The following is an 18,192-nucleotide window of genomic DNA, read 5'->3' as shown; positions in this document are numbered from 1 at the left end:
TAGGCTGGGCGCGATGGCCGACCTGGAGGAACACATGCCGGAACGCGACGATCTGCTCGCGCTCGTGACCGATCAGCGAACCAACTTTCTCTACACCGTCGCGGAACTCGACGACGCCGGGGCCCGCGCCCGGACGACTGTCAGCGAACTGACCCTCGGCGGGCTCCTGAAGCACCTCGGGCAGGTGACGCGCGGCTGGCTCGACGTCGTCGAGGGCACCGCCCCCGCCAAGGTCGACTGGGCGGACCTCGACCCCGACGGCAACCGGATGACCGACTCCGAGACGGTGCCCGGGCTGCTGGAGGCCTTCCACGCGGCGGCGGCAGCGTTCGACCGTACGGTGCGCGAGGAGGCCGACCTCGACCGTGAGGTCACGCTCCCCGCGTACCCCTGGTCGCCCCCGGAGCCGGTCGTCTGGACCGTCCGCCACGTCCTGTGGCACATCTTCCGGGAGATCGCCCACCACAGCGGCCACGCCGACATCATCCGCGAGGCGCTGGACGGCGCCAGCACCACGGCGAAGATGGCCGAGGCGGCGTCGAAGGGGCAGTGACTCCGGCGCGGGCTCCCGGCCCGGTGGCCGCGACCCGCGCACGGGCGCGCGGCGGCCACCGCGCCGGGAGCGGGCGGGGGAGGCACGATGGAAGGGAGTGGAGGAAGGAGGCCCGCGCATGGATTCCGCAAAGGGAACCGATGAGTACGACGGGCTGTACTCGCACACACCCTCGCAGGCCGAGGGCGAACGCGACGACCCACCCGCACGCGGCAGGACCCCCGATCCCCACCCCGACGTCCCCCGCACCGAACCCTCACAGGCCGAGGGCGCCCGCACGGACTGAGTCGGTCGTTGGTAAGTTACGGACGGGATCGCGCCCGGAATGTCCGATGCGGGTGCCCGCAACTTCCCAGTGAACGAGGGGTCGATGAGCGGGGGTGGGCGAATAAATCATGCAAGCGTGCTTGCTTGTTTTGTGGGGCGCTGGCATGCTCCGGGGCACACCGCCACGCCCCGAGGGGAGCGCACCGTGCCCGACGCATCGGCCGTGACCGCCGCCGTGCTCGACGACATGCGTGAGGAGAGCGACGAACTCGACCTGCTGGTAGCGGGTTTGAGCGCGCACGAGTGGGCCGCGCCGACCCCCGCCGAGGGGTGGACCGTCGCCCATCAGATCGCCCACCTGAACTGGACCGACGAGGTGGCCCTGACCGCCGCCACCGACCCCGGAGCATTCGCCGCCGAGGTCGAGAAGGCGCTGGCCGCCCCCGAGACCTTCGTGGGCGAGGCGGCTCAGGAGGCCGTCACCGCCCTCACCCCCGAAGCGCTGCTCGTGGAGTGGCGGGAGGGCCGGGCCCGGCTCCAGGAGGCACTGCGTGCGGCGCCCGCCGGGACGAAACTGCCCTGGTACGGGCCGCCGATGAGTATCGCCTCGATGGCGACAGCGCGGCTCATGGAGACCTGGGCGCACGGCCAGGACATCGCCGACGCGCTCGGCGTGACCAGGAAGCCGACCGCCCGGCTGCGGCACGTCGCCAGGATCGGCGTACGCGCCCGGGACTACGCCTACGTCGTACGGGGGCTGCAACCGCCCGCCGAGCAGTTCCGCATCGAACTGCGGGCCGACGACGGCGGGTTGGCCGTGTACGGGCCGGAGGGTGCCGCCCAGCGGGTCACCGGCCCGCTTCTCGACTTCTGCCTGCTCGTCACCCAGCGCGCCCACCGGGACGACCTCGCCGTCGAGGCGGTGGGCGCGGACGCCGGGCAGTGGCTGGACATCGCGCAGGCCTTCGCCGGGCCTGCGGGGGCAGGGCGGCCCCGGAAGGCGGACCGGTGACCCGGCCGCTGCGCATCGGCAACGCGTCCGGCTTCTACGGCGACCGCTTCGACGCCCTGCGCGAGATGCTCACCGGCGGCCCGCTGGACGTCCTCACCGGGGACTACCTCGCCGAACTCACCATGCTGATCCTGGGCCGCAGCCGCCTCAAGGACCCGAAGCGCGGCTACGCCTCCACCTTCCTGCGGCAGTTGGAGGAGGGGCTCGGACTCGCCCACGAGCGGAACGTGAAGATCGTCACCAACGCCGGCGGACTGAACCCGGCCGGACTCGCCGACGCCGTACGGGAGCTGGCGGGACGTACCGGGGTGCCCGTGCGCGTCGCGCACGTCGAGGGCGACAGCCGGCCCGTGCCCGACGGTCACCTCACCGCCAACGCCTACCTCGGCGGCGGAGGGATCGCCGCCTGTCTGCGCGCCGGGGCCGACATCGTCGTCACCGGCCGGGTCACCGACGCGGCCCTCGTCACCGGGCCCGCCGCCGCCCACTTCGGCTGGGGGCCGGAGGACCACGACGCCCTCGCCGGGGCCGTGGTCGCCGGGCACGTCCTGGAGTGCGGGACCCAGGCCACCGGCGGCAACTACGCCTTCTTCGGCGAGCACGACGTCCGCCGGCCCGGGTTCCCGCTCGCCGAGATCCATGAGGACGGCAGCAGCGTCATCACCAAGCACGACGGGACGGGCGGTGTCGTCGACATCGGTACCGTCACCGCGCAGCTGCTGTACGAGACGGGTGGCGCGCGTTACGCCGGGCCCGACGTCACCGCCCGGCTGGACTCCGTACGGCTCACGCAGGACGGGCCCGACCGGGTGCGGATCAGCGGCGTACGTGGTGAGGCCCCGCCGCCCACGCTCAAGGTGGGGCTCAACCGGCTGGGCGGGTGGCGCAACGAGGTCGTCTTCGTGCTGACCGGACTCGACATCGAGGCCAAGGCCCGGCTGGTGCGGGAGCAGTTGGCCGATGCCCTGGACCGCGCCGGTTCGAAGCCCGCCGAGGTGCGGTGGGAGCTCGCCCGCACCGACCGGGCCGACGCTGCGACGGAGGAGACCGCGAGCGCGCTGCTCCGCCTCGTCGTCCGCGACCCGGACGCGGAGGCCGTCGGCCGTGCCGTTTCCGGGGCGGCCGTTGAGCTGGCGCTCGGCAGCTACCCGGGCTTCCATGTGACCGCCCCGCCCGGGAAGGGCGCGCCGTACGGAGTGTTCGAGGCGGCGTACGTACCGGCGGGCGAGGTCGAACACGTCGCCGTACTGCCCGACGGGACCCGGGAGGCCGTCCCGGCGGCCGGCCCGTACCGGCGGCTGGAGGACGTCGCGGAACCGGAGCTGCCGGCGCCCCTGCCCGCCGGGCCCACCCGCACCACCCCCCTCGGACGGATCGCGGGCGCCCGCAGCGGCGACAAGGGCGGCGACGCCAACGTCGGCGTGTGGGTCCGTGACGACGACGCCTGGCGGTGGCTCGCCCACGAACTGACCGTCGCGCGGTTCCGGGAACTGCTGCCGGAGACCGCCGGGCTCACCGTCGTACGCCATGTCCTGCCCCGGCTGCGGGCGCTCAACTTCGTCGTCCACGGCCTCCTCGGGGAGGGCGTCGCCGCGCAGGCGCGCTTCGACCCGCAGGCCAAGGCGGTGGGGGAGTGGCTGCGGTCCCGGCACGTCACCGTGCCCGTACGGCTGCTGGACCGACCGGAGGTGCACGCATGACCGTCCTGCCCACCGCGCTCGACACCACGGGGCCCGAGTACGCGGCGAACCGCGAGGCCATGCTCGCGAAGCTCGCCGAGCTGGAGACCGAGCACGCCAAGGCCCTGGCGGGCGGCGGCGAGAAGTACGTGGCCCGCCACCGGGGGCGCGGCAAGCTCCTCGCCCGGGAGCGCGTCGAGCTGCTCCTCGACCCGGACACCCCCTTCCTGGAGCTGTCCCCGCTGGCCGCCTGGGGCAGTGAGGCCCCCGCGTACACAGTCGGCGCCTCGCTCGTCACCGGCATCGGGACCGTGTCCGGCGTGGAGTGCCTGATCACCGCCAACGACCCGACCGTGCGCGGCGGGGCCTCCAACCCGTGGACGCTGAAGAAGGCGCTGCGCGCCAACGAGATCGCCTTCGCCAACCGGCTCCCCTGCATCTCGCTGGTGGAGTCCGGGGGCGCCGACCTGCCCTCGCAGAAGGAGATCTTCATCCCCGGCGGGGCGCTCTTCCGCGACCTCACCCGGCTGTCCGCCGCCGGGATCCCCACCGTCGCGGTCGTGTTCGGGAACTCCACGGCCGGTGGGGCGTACGTCCCCGGCATGTCCGACCACACCGTGATGATCAAGGAGCAGTCCAAGGTCTTCCTCGGCGGCCCGCCCCTGGTGAAGATGGCCACCGGTGAGGAGAGCGACGACGAATCGCTCGGCGGAGCCGGGATGCACGCCCGCACCTCCGGCCTCGCCGACCACTACGCCGTCGACGAGCACGACGCGCTGCGGCAGGCCCGCCGGATCGTCGCGCGGTTCAACTGGCGCAAGGCGCACCCGGATCCGGGCCCGGCGGAGCCGCCGAAGTACGACGAGGACGAGCTGATCGGCATCGTGCCCGGCGACCTCAAGGTCCCCTTCGACCCGCGCGAGGTCATCGCCCGCCTCGTCGACGGCTCGGACTTCGACGCCTTCAAGCCGCTGTACGGGGCCAGCCTGGTCACCGGCTGGGCCCGCCTGCACGGCTATCCCGTGGGCATCCTCGCCAACGCGCAGGGCGTGCTGTTCAGCGAGGAGTCGCAGAAGGCCGCACAGTTCATCCAGCTCGCCAACCAGCGCGACATCCCGCTCCTCTTCCTGCACAACACCACCGGCTACATGGTCGGCAAGGAGTACGAACAGGGCGGCATCATCAAGCACGGCGCGATGATGATCAACGCGGTGTCGAACTCCCGGGTCCCGCACCTGTCCGTGCTGATGGGCGCCTCCTACGGCGCCGGGCACTACGGCATGTGCGGCAGGGCCTACGACCCCCGCTTCCTCTTCGCCTGGCCCGGCAGCAAGTCCGCCGTCATGGGTCCCCAGCAGCTCGCGGGCGTCCTCTCGATCGTCGCCCGCGCCTCATCCGCCGCGAAGGGGCTCCCCTACGACGACGAGGCCGACGCCGGGCTGCGCGCCATGGTGGAGCAGCAGATCGAGTCCGAGTCGTTGCCGGTGTTCCTCTCGGGGCGGCTGTACGACGACGGGGTCATCGACCCGCGCGACACCAGGACCGTCCTCGGGATGTGCCTGTCCGCGATCCATACGGCACCGGTCGAAGGCGCGCGCGGCTTCGGCGTCTTCCGGATGTGAGGAATCGGATGATCACCGCACTGCTTGTCGCCAACCGGGGCGAGATCGCCTGCCGGATCTTCCGCACCTGCCGTGAGCTGGGCATCTCCACCGTCGCCGTGTACTCCGACGCGGACGCCGGTGCCCTGCACGTACGGGAGGCCGACACCGCCGTACGCCTGCCGGGGGCCGCACCGGCCGATACGTATCTGCGGAGTGACCTCGTCGTCGCCGCCGCGCTCGCCGCGGGCGCCGATGCCGTGCATCCGGGGTACGGCTTCCTCTCGGAGAACGCCGGGTTCGCCCGGGCCGTGCTGGACGCCGGCCTCGTCTGGGTGGGGCCGCCGGTGAAGGCCGTCGAGCTGATGGCGTCCAAGACCCGCGCCAAGGAGCTGATGGCCGCCGCCGGGGTACCGCTCCTGGCCCCTGTGGACCCGGGGAGCGCCACCGCCGGCGATCTGCCGCTGCTGCTGAAGGCGTCGGCGGGCGGGGGAGGGCGGGGGATGCGCATCGTGCGCGAACTGGCCGCGCTGCCCGCCGAGCTGACCGCCGCCTCCGCCGAGGCCGCATCCGCCTTCGGGGACGGCGAGGTCTTCGCCGAGCCATATGTCGAGCGGGGCCGGCACGTCGAGGTGCAGGTCATGGCGGACGGGCAGGGCACGGTCTGGGCGCTCGGCACCCGCGACTGCTCGCTCCAGCGCCGCCACCAGAAGGTCATCGAGGAGGCCCCGGCCCCGGGTCTCGACGACGGACTGCGGCAGCGGCTGCACGACGCGGCCGTCGCCGCCGCCCAGGCGGTGGGCTACCGGGGCGCCGGGACCGTCGAGTTCCTCGTGTCGGCCGAAGGGCGCCCGTACTTCCTGGAGATGAACACCCGGCTCCAGGTCGAACACCCCGTCACAGAAGCCGTGTTCGGCCTCGACCTCGTAGCCCTGCAACTGCGCGTCGCGGAGGGCGAGGCGCTCCCGGCCGCCACCCCGCCCGGGCCCGCCGGACACGCCGTCGAGGCCCGGCTCTACGCCGAGGACCCGGCGCGAGACTGGCAGCCACAGACCGGAGCACTGCTCACACTCGACGTGCCCGACGAACCCGGCATCCGCCTCGACACCGGCTACACCGGCGGCGACACCGTCGGGGTGCACTACGACCCCATGCTCGCCAAGGTCATCGCCCACGCCCCCACCCGCACCGAAGCGGTCCGGCTCCTCGCCCGCGCCCTGGAACGCGCCCGCGTCCACGGCCCGGTCACCAACCGGGAGCTCCTCGTACGCTCCCTGCGCCACCCGGACTTCGTCGCGGGGCACCTCGACACCGGCTTCTACGACCGGCACCTGGCGGCCCTGACCACGTCGGCCCCCGGCGGCGAGGAGGCCCGCCGCCTGGCCGCCACCGCCGCGGCGCTCGCCGCCGCCGTGGAGGCGGCCGGCGGACCGGGCCCCACCCGCCACGGCGCCTGGCGCAACCTCGCCTCGCAACCGCAGACCAGGCGTTATCGCGGTGAGCCCGACGGCACCGAGTACGAGATCGCCTACCGCACCGGCCGGGACGGCGTCCCCGCCCCCGCGTCGGGCGAGCGGGTCCTCAGCGCCCGCCCCGGCGCGGTCACCCTCGAAACCGGCGGTGTGACCCGGCACTTCACCGTCACCACCCAGGGCGACCGGGCCCATGTCGACACAGCCGCAGGCGCGTACACCTTCACCGCCCTGCCCCGCTTCACCGACCCCGCCGAGCGCACCGAACCCGGCTCCCTGCTCGCCCCGATGCCAGGCACCGTCGTACGTCTCGCCGCCGGGCTCGCGCCCGGCGCCGCCGTCGAGGCCGGACAGCCGCTGATCTGGCTGGAGGCGATGAAGATGGAGCACCGCATCCTCGCCCCCGCCTCCGGCACCCTCACCGCGCTCCACGCCGTCCCCGGACTCCAGGTCGAGGTCGGCGCGCTGCTCGCCGTCGTACAGGACGCCACGGAAGCCCCCGCGCACCAGGAGGAGACGACCCGATGAGCACCGTTCTCGAAACCCCGGAGCACCAGGCCCTGCGTTCCGCCGTCGCCGCACTCGGCAAGCGCTTCGGCCGCGCGTACAGCACCGGCCTGGCCCGTAAGGGTGAGCACCCCCGCGAGCTGTGGGAAGAGGCCGGCAAGCTCGGCTACCTCGGCGTCAACCTCCCCGAGGAGTACGGCGGCGGGGGCGCGGGCATGGCCGAGCTGTCCATCGTCCTGGAGGAGCTGGGCGCCGCCGGGAGCCCCCTCCTCATGCTGGTCGTCTCCCCGGCGATCTGCGGCACGGTCATCGCCCGCTTCGGCACCGAGGAGCAGAAGCGGACCTGGCTCCCCGGCCTCTCCGACGGCTCCCTGACCATGTCCTTCGGCATCACCGAGCCCGACGCCGGCTCCAACTCGCACCGCATCACCACCACCGCCCGCCGGGACGGCGGGGACTGGGTGCTCAGCGGCCGCAAGGTCTTCATCTCCGGCGTCGACATCTCCGACGCCACCCTGATCGTCGGCCGCACCGAGGACGCCCGCTCCGGCAGCCTCAAGCCCTGCCTCTTCATCGTCCCCCGCGACGCCCCGGGCTTCACCCGTACGCAGATCGACATGGAACTCCAGGCGGCCGAGAAGCAGTTCGAGCTGGTCCTCGACGACGTACGGCTCCCCGCCGACGCGCTCGTCGGCGAGGAGGACGCGGGCATCCTCCAGCTCTTCGCCGGCCTGAACCCGGAACGCATCATGGGCGCCGCCTTCTCCATCGGCATGGGCCGCTACGCCGTCGGACGGGCGGTGGAGTACGCGAAGACCCGCACCGTCTGGAGGGACGCGCCCATCGGCGCCCACCAGGCCATCGCCCACCCGCTCGCCCAGGCGCACATCGAGCTGGAGCTCGCCCGGCTGATGATGCAGAAGGCCGCGAAGCTCTGCGACGACGGCGACGACACCGGCGCGGGCGAGGCAGCCAACATGGCGAAGTACGCCGCCGCCGAAGCCTGCGTCAGGGCCGTCGACCAGGCCGTCCACACCCTCGGCGGCAACGGCCTCACCCGCGAGTACGGGCTCGCCTCCCTCGTCACGGCGGCGCGTGTCTCCCGTATCGCACCCGTCAGCCGGGAAATGATCCTCAACTACGTCTCCCACCAGACCCTGGGCCTGCCGAAGTCGTACTGACGTCGTCCCGACGAGTCCGGCCGCGTCCCAGGTCTCCCCATCCGCCCCCGCAGGGGCGATTCTGGCTCTCCACCCGCGTCGAAGGGGACCGCCATGGTGTTCCACAGCGAGTACGCAGACGTCCCGCCCCTCGAAAGACCCATCCACGAAGCCGTCCTCGGCAACGCCCCGGACTTCGGTGACATCCCCGCCCTGATCGACGGGACCGACGGGACGACCGTCACGTACTCCCAGCTCGACACCTTCCACCGGCGCATCGCGGCGTATCTCGCCACCGCCGGCCTGCGCAAGGGCGACGTCCTCGCCCTGCACAGCCCCAACACGATCGCCTACCCGCCCGTCTTCTACGGGGCGACCCGGGCCGGCGCCACCGTCACGACCATCCACCCGCTGGCCACGCCCGAGGAGTTCGCCAAGCAGCTCACGGACTCGGGCGCCCGCTGGATCGTCACCGTCTCCCCGCTCCTCGACGTCGCCCGCCGGGCCGCCGCGCTCGCGGGCGGCATCGAGCAGATCTACGTCTGCGACCAGGCCGAGGGCCACACCTCCGTACTGGACATGCTGGGCTCCGCCGCCCCCGAGCCCGACATCGCCTTCGACCCGGCCGAGGACATCGCCGTACTCCCGTACTCCTCCGGCACCACGGGCACCCCCAAGGGCGTCATGCTCACCCACCGCTCCATCGCCACCAACCTGGAGCAGCTGCGGCCCCTCGTCCCCCTCGGTGAACGCGAACGCATCCTGGCGGTGCTGCCCTTCTTCCACATCTACGGGCTGACCGCCCTCATGAACGGGCCGCTGCGCTACGGCGCCACGGTCGTCGTGCTGCCCCGCTTCGACCTCGCCCAGTTCCTGGAGACGATCCAGACCCACCGCATCACCGGTCTGTACGTCGCCCCGCCCATCGTCCTGGCCCTCGCCAAGCACCCGCTCGTCGGCGACTACGACCTCTCCTCGCTGGAGTACGTCGTCAGCGCGGCCGCCCCGCTGGACGCCCGGCTGGCCGCCGCCTGCTCCACCCGGCTCGGCGTGCCCGCCGTACGGCAGGCGTACGGGATGACGGAGCTCTCGCCCGGCACCCACGTCGTACCCCTCGACGCGGAGAACCCGCCGCCGGGCACGGTCGGCAAGCTGCTGCCCGGCACCGAGATGCGGATCGTCTCGCTCACCGACCCCGGCGCCGACGTGCGCGACGGGACCGACGGCGAGATCCTCATCCGCGGCCCTCAGGTGATGAAGGGCTACCTCGGCCGCCCCGACGCCACCGCCGCCATGATCGACGAGGAGGGCTGGCTGCACACCGGGGACGTCGGCCGCGTCGACGCGGAGGGCTGGCTGTACGTCGTCGACCGGGTCAAGGAACTCATCAAGTACAAGGGCTACCAGGTCGCCCCCGCCGACCTGGAGGCCCTCCTCCTGACCCACCCCTCGATCGCCGACGCCGCCGTCATCGGCGTCCCCGATTCCGACGGCAACGAGATCCCCAAGGCCTACCTGGTGCGCCGGCCGGACGCGGGGGACCTCACGGAGGACGACGTCATGGCGTACGTCGCCGAGCGTGTCTCCCCGTACAAGAAGGTCAGACGGGCCGAGTTCATCGAGGCGGTGCCCCGCGCGGTGTCCGGCAAGATCCTGCGGCGGGAGCTGCGCGACCGGGAGAAGGCGCGATGACCCTGGCGGCCCCGGCCCACGACCGGGGGATCACCACCTTCACCCTCGACTCCCCGGCCAACCGCAACGCGCTCTCGGCCCGGCTCGTCGGCGAGCTCACCGAGGCGCTGGCCGGCAGCGCGGCCGACGACACCGTACGCGCCGTCGTCCTCACCCACACCGGCAACACGTTCTGCGCGGGCGCCGACCTGACCGCACCTCCCGAACCGGCGGCGTTCGTCGCCCTGATGCGCGCGATCGTCGCGCTCCCCAAGCCCGTTGTCGCCCGGGTCACCGGCCACGTACGGGCCGGGGGCCTCGGGCTGCTCGGTGCGTGCGACATCTCCGTGGCGGGCCCGGAGTCCTCCTTCGCCCTCACCGAATCACGCCTGGGTCTCGCCCCCGCCGTGATCTCCCTGCCCCTGCTGCCCCGCCTCGACCCACGCGCCGCCGCCCGCTACTACCTCACCGGTGAACGCTTCGACGCGGTGGAGGCGGCCCGCATCGGCCTGGTGAGCGTCGCCGCCGAGGACGCGGACAAGGCGCTCGTACCGGTACTCGACGGACTGCGCAGGGCGTCACCCCAGGGGCTGAAGGCATCGAAGGAGCTGGTCACGGCTACTGTGCTGCAGAGTTTCGACAGTCACGCCGAAGACCTCATCGCCCGCTCGGCAGCGCTTTTCGCCTCCGACGAAGCACGGGAGGGGATGACGGCCTTCCTGGAACGACGGGATCCCGCATGGGTGCTGTGACGCCCCCCAAGCAGGACAGGAGCCGCGCCACCCGGCAGCGGCTCCTGGCATCGGCGGTCGCCTGCCTCGCCGAACGCGGCTGGGCGGGCTCCACCGTATCCGTCGTCGCCGAACACGCCGGGGTCTCGCGCGGCGCCGCCCAGCACCACTTCCCCACCCGGGAGGACCTGTTCACGGGTGCCGTCGAGTACGTCGCCGAGGAACGCTCCGCCGCCCTGCGCGCGCTGCCCGTGCAGGGCCGCGCGGAGGTCGTCGCCGCGCTCGTCGACCTCTACACCGGGCCGCTCTTCCGTGCCGCGCTCCAGCTCTGGGTCGCCGCGTCGAACGAGGACCAGCTCCGCCCCCGCGTCACCGAACTCGAAGCCCGCGTGGGCCGCGAGACCCACCGCATCGCCGTAGAACTCCTCGGCGCCGACGAGACCCGCCCCGGGGTACGCGAGACGATCCAGGGCCTCCTGGACATGGCCCGGGGCCTGGGCCTGGCCAACGTCCTGACGGACGACACGGCCCGCCGGGCCCGAGTGGTAACCCAATGGACGGCCCTACTGGACGAAGCCTTGGGCTGACCCGCGGCGCTCGGTGGGAAGTTACGGACGGACAGCAGCCCTGTATGTCCGGTTCGGGTGTCCGTAAGCTCCCACTGACCGTCGGCCCGCTCAGGGCCGGGGCGGGGTGAGTTCGGGGTGGTCCAGGATTCTGAGCCAGGTTCCGTCGGGCTGTCGCCGGACGACCTGGGCGCGGGCCCCCGCCCCGTCCTTCGGCGGCGTCGACGTCAGGGCGATGTCTCCGCCGACCAGGGTCGGCAGCGGCGGCTCGTGCTCGAAGTGCGGCCGGCCGGCCAGCACCTTCTCCCACAGCGAGCGGATCGCCTCCCGCCCCTTGGTGACCTCGCCGGGCGGGTAGGCCAGCACCGCGTCCTCCTCGTAGAGCGCGGCGACTCCCGCCGCGTCGCCGGCGTTGGACCGCTCGACGAACAGGCGGGTGAGGTCCTCGGGGCGCAGAGCCTTCTCGTACTCGGGCACGGTTCCTCCTGGTCCGGTTCTGATCTCTGTCCTTCCAGCGTGGTCGGGTGCCGATGAGAAGTCCAACAGATGGTTCTGATGGAAGCTAGAATCTGTGGTCATGGACCTGAGGCAGCTCGAATACTTCGTCGCCGTCGCCGAGGAGCGCAACTTCACGAGGGCGGCCGAGCGGGTACACATCAGCCAGTCCGGTGTCAGCGCCCAGATCCGCCGGCTGGAGCGGGAGCTCGGGGCCGAGCTGTTCGACCGTTCGTCGCGCACCGCCGCCCTCACCGTCGCCGGCAGGGCAGCCCTCGAACACGCCCGCGCCGCGCTGGCCGCCGCCGAGTCGGTGGGGCAGGCGGTGGGCGAGGTGACCGAGCTGATCCGTGGCCGGCTCACCGTCGGAATGGTCATCGGCTGCACCGTCACCCCGCTGTTCGACGCCCTCGCCACGTTCCACCGGGCACACCCCGGGGTCGAGATCTCGCTGCTGGAGGACAATTCCGACCGGCTCGTCGAGGGCGTGCGCTCCGGCGCCGTCGATCTGGCGCTGATCGGGACCGCTGCCCCCACCCCCGAAGGGCTGGACGCCCTGACGATCATCAGTGAGCGGCTCGTCGCCGCCGTTCCGGACGGGGACCCGCTGGCCCGTCAGCAGCGGGTGACACTGCCCGACCTGGTGGCGCGGCCCCTCATCTGCATGCCACCCGGCACCGGCCTCCGTACGCTCCTCGACCGCGCCTGTGCCGCCCAGGGCCTCCAGCCCCTGATCGCGCTCCAGGCCAGTGCGGCGGACGCCGTCGCGGATCTCGCCACGCGTGGGCTCGGGGTCGCCGTCCTCAGCGAGTCGATGGCCGCGAGCCACGGCGACCGGCTCACCGCCCGCATCATCGACGACGTCGAGACGCCGGCACTGCTCGCCCTGGTGTGGCGGAACGCGAACAACCCGGCGCTGCGCGAACTGCTCGTCCACAGCCGGCGGGCGTTCACCGCGCCCGCCGGGAGCGGGGACACCGACGGCGGGTGAGTTCGCGGCAACGGCGCGTGCGTGGGGCAACTCCCGCGCGGTGACAGGCAGGCCGGAGCGTCAGCTGGACCTCGGGGGCGCTCCGTCGGGCTCCGCCAGGGCCTGCACCTCGGCGTAGGGGAGGGGCGCGGGGGTAGCGGGAGGGCGGCGGCCGTCACGGATGGCGGTCGCGGTGTTCACCGCCGCCGCGAGGGCGCTGCGGTGGAGCAGCGAGCCGAGGCTGACCCTGCGGACGCCCAGCTCGGCCAGCTCGGCGAGGGTGGGGCCGGCCGGTGCGTACAGGATGTTCAGGGGGACGGTGACGGCTGCCGTCAGAGCCGCGATCCCGTCCGGATCGGACAGCGCCGGCACGAACACCCCGTCCGCTCCCGCCCGTTCGTAGACGGTGAGGCGCGCCGCTGTCTCCTCCTCCTGGCGTCCGAGCCAGTGGGTGTCGGTGCGTGCGTTGACGAACAGCGCGGGTACGGCGGCCTTCACCGCGGTGATCTTCGCGGCGTGAAGTTCCGCGGGGGCGAGGGTGCCGTCCGGGCGGCCGTCCTCGAGGTTGATCCCCGCGGCGCCGGCGTCGGACAACTCCCGGGCCAATTCCGCCACTTCCTCCGGATCGTCGCTGAAGCCCCCTTCCGCGTCGACGGTGAACAGGAAGGAGCTCTCGCCGAGCCGGCGGGCCAGCGCCAGGGTCGCGTCGAGCGTGACGGCCGCTCCGTCCGGCAGGCCCGCAGCCGCGGCCACGCCCAGGCTGGTGGTGCCGACAGCCTGGAAGCCCTGAGCCGTCAGAGCGGCGGCCGAGGCGTGGTCCCAGACGTTCGGCAGCAGGAGTGGGGCGGCGGCGTGGTGGTGCAGCTGGGCGAAAGCGGTCAGCGGGCGCCGGGGTGTGCCGCCGGGGGAGGGGGACGTCATGTACTGACGCTAGAGGTGGGACGGTTCGGGGCCTGCCGAACCGTCCCCGTGGGCGCGTCGAAGCGGGTCCTCCCGCCCAGCGGGACGGGCGCCGCCGGGGTCGGCCGTACCGGGCTTGGACGAGGCTCCCTCTGGCGCTCAGGCGTGTCGGCATCGCCTGTGCCCTGGCCCACGACGCCCGTGTGATCCTGTTGGACGAACCGACAGCGGGTCTCGACCCTCATCAGCGTTCTGTGTTCCGTGAAGTCCTGGGAGACGTCGCGGCGAGCACCCCGGTGCTGATGTTCACCCATGACGTGATCGACCTGGCCGATGAGGCCGACACCGTCACCCTCATGGAGTCGGGGAAGGTGCGCCACCACGGAGGGACCCAGAGCTTCCTCGACCACGCCCGCCCCGAGGCCGCACCTGGGCGCAAGGCGGAGTCGGCATACTCCGCCCTCATGCGCCTCGACCGTTGACGGTGAGCGGCCCGCCGGGAGGTCGGGGGTGCCCCTGTCAGTTCCCCAGGTCCGCCAGCTGGTCGTAGCCCGGGATCGAGCGGGGGTCGCGCGTGCCCGGGCCGACGTACGTCGCCGAGGGGCGCACCAGGCGGCCGGTCCGCTTCTGCTCCAGGATGTGCGCCGACCAGCCCGCCGTACGGGCGCAGCTGAACATCGACGTGAACATGTGGGCCGGGACCTCCGCGAAGTCCAGCACGATCGCCGCCCAGAACTCCACGTTCGTCGCCAGGACCCGGTCGGGGCGGCGGGCGTGCAACTCCTCCAGGGCGGCCTTCTCCAGGGCCTCCGCCACCTCGAAGCGCGGGGCGGCCAGCTCACGGGCCGTGCGGCGCAGGACGCGGGCGCGGGGGTCCTCGGCGCGGTAGACGCGGTGGCCGAAGCCCATCAGGCGCTCACCCTTGTCCAGCGCCTGCTTCACATAGGCCCTGGCGTCACCCGTCCGCTCGATCTCCTCGATCATTCCGAGGACCCGTGAAGGCGCACCGCCGTGCAGGGGGCCCGACATGGCGCCCACCGCCCCGGACAGCGCCGCCGAGACGTCCGCGCCGGTCGACGCGATGACGCGGGCGGTGAAGGTGGAGGCGTTCATCCCGTGCTCGGCGGCCGACGTCCAGTAGGCGTCGACGGCCTTGACGTGCTTCGGGTCCGGCTCACCGCGCCAGCGGATCATGAACCGCTCCACCACGGACTCCGCCTTGTCGATCTCGCTCTGCGGGACCATCGGCAGCCCCTGGCCACGGGCCGACTGGGCGACGTACGACAGGGCCATCACGGCGGCCCGTGCCAGGTCGTCGCGGGCGGTCTCCTCGTCGATGTCGAGCAGCGGCTTCAGGCCCCACACCGGCGCCAGCATGGCGAGCGCGGACTGCACGTCGACGCGGATGTCGCCGGAGTGGACGGGGATCGGGAAGGGCTCGGCGGGCGGCAGACCGGGGTTGAACGCCCCGTCCACCAGCAGACCCCAGACGTTGCCGAACGACACATGGCCGACGAGGTCCTCGATGTCGACGCCGCGATAGCGGAGCGAGCCGCCTTCCTTGTCGGGCTCGGCGATCTCCGTCTCGAACGCGACGACTCCTTCAAGTCCGGGTACGAAGTCGGACATCGGGCGGCTCCCTCGACTCGGCGGCTGTATGACGGCCACAAAGGCCGGTCCAGGCATACTGGCGGGTTACCACGACGCGGGGAAGAGTGACGTCCGGCACAGCCTCCCGGCTCGCGGACCGGCGATCCCGCCCCTCCCCGCGGGAATTCCGGCCCGCTGCGGCAGGATGGGCCCGTGACCGCAGCAGATGCCACTTCGTCCTCCGCTTCCGCCTCCTCTCGCGTTCCGTCATCCGATTGCACCACCGATCCGGCCGCGATGCGCGAGCAGTACCGCTCGGAGGACTTCGTCGAGCAGGATCTCGCCGCCGACCCCATGGACCAGTTCGCCCGCTGGTTCCGCCAGGTCGCCGGGGGCGGCGCGCTCCACGAGCCGAACGCGATGGTGGTCTCCACGGCCGACTCCCGGGGCCGGCCGTCCTCCCGGACCGTGCTGCTGAAGCACTACGACGACCGCGGCTTCGTCTTCTTCACCAACTACGGATCCCGCAAGGGCCGCGAGCTGACGGCGAACCCGTACGTCTCGCTGCTCTTCCCCTGGCACCCGCTCGCCCGCCAGGTCGTCGTCACGGGCACCGCGTCCCGCGTCGGGCGCGAGGAGACGGTCGCGTACTTCCGCACCCGCCCGCACGGCTCCCAGCTGGGCGCCTGGGCCAGCGAGCAGTCGACGGTGGTCGGCTCCCGCCAGGAGCTGACCGACCGCTACGAGGAGCTCGCCGCCCGCTACCCGGAGGGCGAGAAGGTCCCCGCGCCGCCGCAGTGGGGCGGATTCCGTGTCGTACCGGACGCGATCGAATTCTGGCAGGGCCGCGAGAACCGGCTGCACGACCGGCTGCGCTACGTCCGGGACAGCCCGGCCGCCGACTGGCGTGTGGAGCGCCTCTGCCCGTGAGCCGGCCGGAACGGGCCCGGACACGCAGAAACCCGCAGGCTCTGGTCCCTCCTTGCGGAGGAGCCGGCCGGACTTACCGGCGAGCCTGCGGGTCGGTGACTGCTTGGGATTGGCCGACAACCGGCCTGCACTGCAAAGAGCGCGACGACGGGCGTCAGCCCGCAGTCACCTCACGAGTCCGAGAAGAAATCACTTCCGGAACACCTCCTTTCTTCGCTGATAGGAGCCTACAAATGCCCGGAGGCTGTCTCAACCCATTTATTCGGTGGGTTCGCGTCTGGTGCTGTACATGTATCCGTCGGCCCGTTGCAGCAGCCGCAGGTTCGTGCAGGAGACGTTGAAGCGACCCTGTGGCGTCGTGAGGCTGTGCTGCCCCGAGGCTCGGACGGAGATGCGTCCGGTCCATGTGCCTGCCCATCTGCCCTTGGGTTGGAACGCGCGTACGAGGTCACCGGTGGCGAACCCGTGGTGGCGCTTCCGGCGAGTGCGGGTGAGCCGGGGAAATCCGTACCGGTCGGGGGTGGTGCGCGCATAGGTGCCGCGCCCTGTTGCTGTAACGATCTGCACCTGATTGGGCACACGGACGGTGATGGCTCCGGCCTGGTGGTCGAGCTCTCCGACGCAGAGGGCATCGAGCGTATGGGTCTTCGGCAGGCCCATCGCGGTGCGGTTCCACTTCGTACGCCCGCCCGACCATGTGTGCACCGGCAGTCCGAGAGCTGAGAGGCCCTCCGCGACGAGACGCCGGGTGGCGTTCATGACAGCGGCGTCACGAAGCGGTGCCTTGAGCTGCGCGCGGATGGTCGCGAGTCGGCCCGGCCGATGCGCCAGGAAGGCTTCGACGGGGGTGGAGCCCTTGGCCTGGTTACAGGGGATGCAGGCGAGAGTCAGATTGGAGATGCGATCGGAACCACCACGGCTGCGAGGCTGGATGTGGTCGATGTTCAGGGGAACGCCCGAGACTCCGCAGTAGGCGCAGGTGTGGCCCCATTTGGCGAGCAGGAATTCGCGGATCTCGGTGCCCGCGAGGGTTCCGGTGCGGTACTCGGTGGCTGTCAGATCGTGGCCGACGCCCATGGCATGGGTATCGAAGACGACCTCCTCGATGTGGATCTCGGTGACGGGAGCGAGTCCGGACAGGCGGCGGCTCATGCTTACCGTGGTGTCGACCCGGTGTTGTACCGACGGTGGCAGCCAGTCCTTTCGGCGTGTGCGGTTGTGTGACCTGGGCGCGCGGTAGCGGCAGTTCGCCGAGCGTCTCCTGTGCCGGTACCCGGCTCGTTGCCTCATAGCCCGATGGATCTGGGTGCCCCGGTGACGCAATTCGACGGAGACGAGGCCGCGCCTCATGGAGACCCGTGTTCCGTCCGGTGCGGATTCCTGCTTGCTGTCGGTGAGCGCGATCCCGGTCCCTCGGGAACCGGGATCGATGCGCAGGTGCACGCCGGAGACGTTGGACTCAGCGCGTGTGCGGTCCTTGATGCGGATGGTGAAGGGCGTGTGCCGTACGACGACAGCACGTCCTCGGGCCAGCAACTCGCGCGCGCGGGCGGGATGACGGGGCATGAGTGGTTCGCCGCCCTTCGCGAGGACGAAAACTCTGCCTGCCACCTTCCCGGCTGTGCGGTGATCTTTCCGCGTGGGGACGTTACCGGCCCCGGTCTCTGCCTGTTCGGCGTGACGCCGACGGAGCCCGGTGCAGAGCCCATCGGTCTCCCCTCGCCCATGTTCCCTGCCGGTGTCCCGTGCGGTGACGGGGTGTCCATGAGCCGTTTCGTCCCTGCTCCCAGGGGTGTCTGCTCCCACGGATTCCAGAGCGAGCTGCTGAGGAAGCACAGCTCGGTGGGTCTGCTCGCCTGCGGGAAACGTAGTCATCAAGGGCACCTGCCTTTGATCGACGATCGTGATGACTGGGGCTGTTCACTCGTTCTGCCTCGCGGGAGGCAACGGGAGCGAGTGATCTCCTTTCAACGTGTTGGCCTGAAGGTATCTGCCCGGGGCGGTGAGTCCGGAGTGGCCGGCCGAACACCACACGGGGGCATGATCTTCGGGTGAATGCCGAACACAGGGCTTGCCTGGTGATAACTG

16 protein-coding genes and 1 pseudogene are annotated in these 18,192 nt (G+C 72.0%); 13 read left to right on the top strand and 4 right to left on the bottom strand.

The features are described 5' to 3' along the window. The first annotated feature begins 34 nt into the window (after nt 1–34). The 10 genes from AB0P41_RS14805 to AB0P41_RS14760 all read left to right on the top strand — a co-directional run bounded on the left by AB0P41_RS14805 (nt 35) and on the right by AB0P41_RS14760 (nt 11,240). Nucleotides 35–553 (top strand): DinB family protein, encoded by a 519-nt coding sequence (locus AB0P41_RS14805; protein ID WP_356708104.1) that lies wholly within the window; start codon nt 35–37, stop codon nt 551–553. 118 nt (nt 554–671) lie between these two features. Next, a complete protein-coding gene (locus tag AB0P41_RS14800) occupies nt 672–839 on the top strand; it encodes a hypothetical protein (RefSeq protein WP_365932242.1) in 168 nt (55 codons plus the stop codon). A 186-nt stretch (nt 840–1,025) separates the two neighbouring features. Further along, nucleotides 1,026–1,832 carry a TIGR03084 family metal-binding protein gene (locus AB0P41_RS14795; protein WP_365932240.1) on the top strand — a complete coding sequence of 269 codons (807 nt, stop codon included), beginning with the start codon at nt 1,026–1,028 and terminating at the stop codon, nt 1,830–1,832. Beyond that, nucleotides 1,829–3,532: an acyclic terpene utilization AtuA family protein gene (locus AB0P41_RS14790; protein WP_365932238.1), complete on the top strand. Its 1,704-nt coding sequence runs from the start codon at nt 1,829–1,831 to the stop codon at nt 3,530–3,532. The genes AB0P41_RS14795 and AB0P41_RS14790 overlap by 4 nt, the downstream gene beginning before the upstream one ends. Next, nucleotides 3,529–5,133: a carboxyl transferase domain-containing protein gene (locus AB0P41_RS14785; RefSeq protein WP_356707828.1), complete on the top strand. Its 1,605-nt coding sequence runs from the start codon at nt 3,529–3,531 to the stop codon at nt 5,131–5,133. Before AB0P41_RS14790 ends, AB0P41_RS14785 begins: the two co-directional genes overlap by 4 nt. Before the next feature lie 8 nt (nt 5,134–5,141). Continuing rightward, nucleotides 5,142–7,112, top strand: a complete 1,971-nt coding sequence (locus AB0P41_RS14780; RefSeq protein ID WP_365932237.1) for a biotin carboxylase N-terminal domain-containing protein — start codon at nt 5,142–5,144, stop codon at nt 7,110–7,112. Then, a complete protein-coding gene (locus tag AB0P41_RS14775; protein WP_365932235.1) occupies nt 7,109–8,272 on the top strand; it encodes an acyl-CoA dehydrogenase family protein in 1,164 nt (387 codons plus the stop codon). The genes AB0P41_RS14780 and AB0P41_RS14775 overlap by 4 nt, the downstream gene beginning before the upstream one ends. A gap of 93 nt (nt 8,273–8,365) precedes the next feature. After that, nucleotides 8,366–9,943 carry a 4-coumarate--CoA ligase family protein gene (locus tag AB0P41_RS14770; protein ID WP_365932234.1) on the top strand — a complete coding sequence of 526 codons (1,578 nt, stop codon included), beginning with the start codon at nt 8,366–8,368 and terminating at the stop codon, nt 9,941–9,943. After that, nucleotides 9,940–10,674: an enoyl-CoA hydratase family protein gene (locus AB0P41_RS14765; RefSeq protein ID WP_365932232.1), complete on the top strand. Its 735-nt coding sequence runs from the start codon at nt 9,940–9,942 to the stop codon at nt 10,672–10,674. Before AB0P41_RS14770 ends, AB0P41_RS14765 begins: the two co-directional genes overlap by 4 nt. Then, a complete protein-coding gene (locus AB0P41_RS14760) occupies nt 10,662–11,240 on the top strand; it encodes a TetR/AcrR family transcriptional regulator (protein WP_365932231.1) in 579 nt (192 codons plus the stop codon). The genes AB0P41_RS14765 and AB0P41_RS14760 overlap by 13 nt, the downstream gene beginning before the upstream one ends. A gap of 90 nt (nt 11,241–11,330) precedes the next feature. Here AB0P41_RS14760 and AB0P41_RS14755 read toward each other — a convergent pair whose 3' ends face one another. Beyond that, entirely contained in the window at nt 11,331–11,696 is a 366-nt protein-coding gene (locus tag AB0P41_RS14755) for an SgcJ/EcaC family oxidoreductase (RefSeq protein WP_356707822.1), read from the bottom strand. 100 nt (nt 11,697–11,796) lie between these two features. On the opposite strand from AB0P41_RS14755, the gene AB0P41_RS14750 reads away from it, so the two are divergent. After that, complete coding sequence (locus AB0P41_RS14750) at nt 11,797–12,705, top strand: LysR family transcriptional regulator (protein WP_365932229.1); 909 nt, start codon at nt 11,797–11,799, stop codon at nt 12,703–12,705. Between the two features lie 60 nt (nt 12,706–12,765). On the opposite strand, the pseudogene AB0P41_RS14745 reads toward AB0P41_RS14750, so the two are convergent. Further along, nucleotides 12,766–13,575 (bottom strand): annotated as a pseudogene (locus AB0P41_RS14745) (isocitrate lyase/phosphoenolpyruvate mutase family protein); the annotation flags it as partial. A gap of 263 nt (nt 13,576–13,838) precedes the next feature. Here AB0P41_RS14745 and AB0P41_RS14740 point away from each other — a divergent pair. After that, nucleotides 13,839–14,066, top strand: a complete 228-nt coding sequence (locus AB0P41_RS14740; RefSeq protein ID WP_365932227.1) for a hypothetical protein — start codon at nt 13,839–13,841, stop codon at nt 14,064–14,066. 37 nt (nt 14,067–14,103) lie between these two features. Here the strand turns inward: AB0P41_RS14740 and AB0P41_RS14735 are convergent, their stop codons facing one another. Further along, a complete protein-coding gene (locus AB0P41_RS14735) occupies nt 14,104–15,213 on the bottom strand; it encodes a citrate synthase 2 (RefSeq protein ID WP_356707819.1) in 1,110 nt (369 codons plus the stop codon). A 258-nt stretch (nt 15,214–15,471) separates the two neighbouring features. On the opposite strand from AB0P41_RS14735, the gene pdxH reads away from it, so the two are divergent. Next, entirely contained in the window at nt 15,472–16,104 is a 633-nt protein-coding gene (pdxH, locus tag AB0P41_RS14730) for a pyridoxamine 5'-phosphate oxidase (RefSeq protein WP_365932225.1), read from the top strand. Between the two features lie 258 nt (nt 16,105–16,362). On the opposite strand, the gene iscB is transcribed toward pdxH, so the two are convergent. After that, entirely contained in the window at nt 16,363–17,979 is a 1,617-nt protein-coding gene (gene iscB, locus AB0P41_RS14725; protein WP_365932222.1) for an RNA-guided endonuclease IscB, read from the bottom strand. Nucleotides 17,980–18,192: the final 213 nt, after the last annotated feature.

This window comes from Streptomyces sp. NPDC079167, assembly GCF_040686735.1.
Taxonomy (GTDB): domain Bacteria; phylum Actinomycetota; class Actinomycetes; order Streptomycetales; family Streptomycetaceae; genus Streptomyces.
Note: the sequence above shows the minus strand (reverse complement) of the source record. Positions and strands in the feature narration are given on the sequence as shown.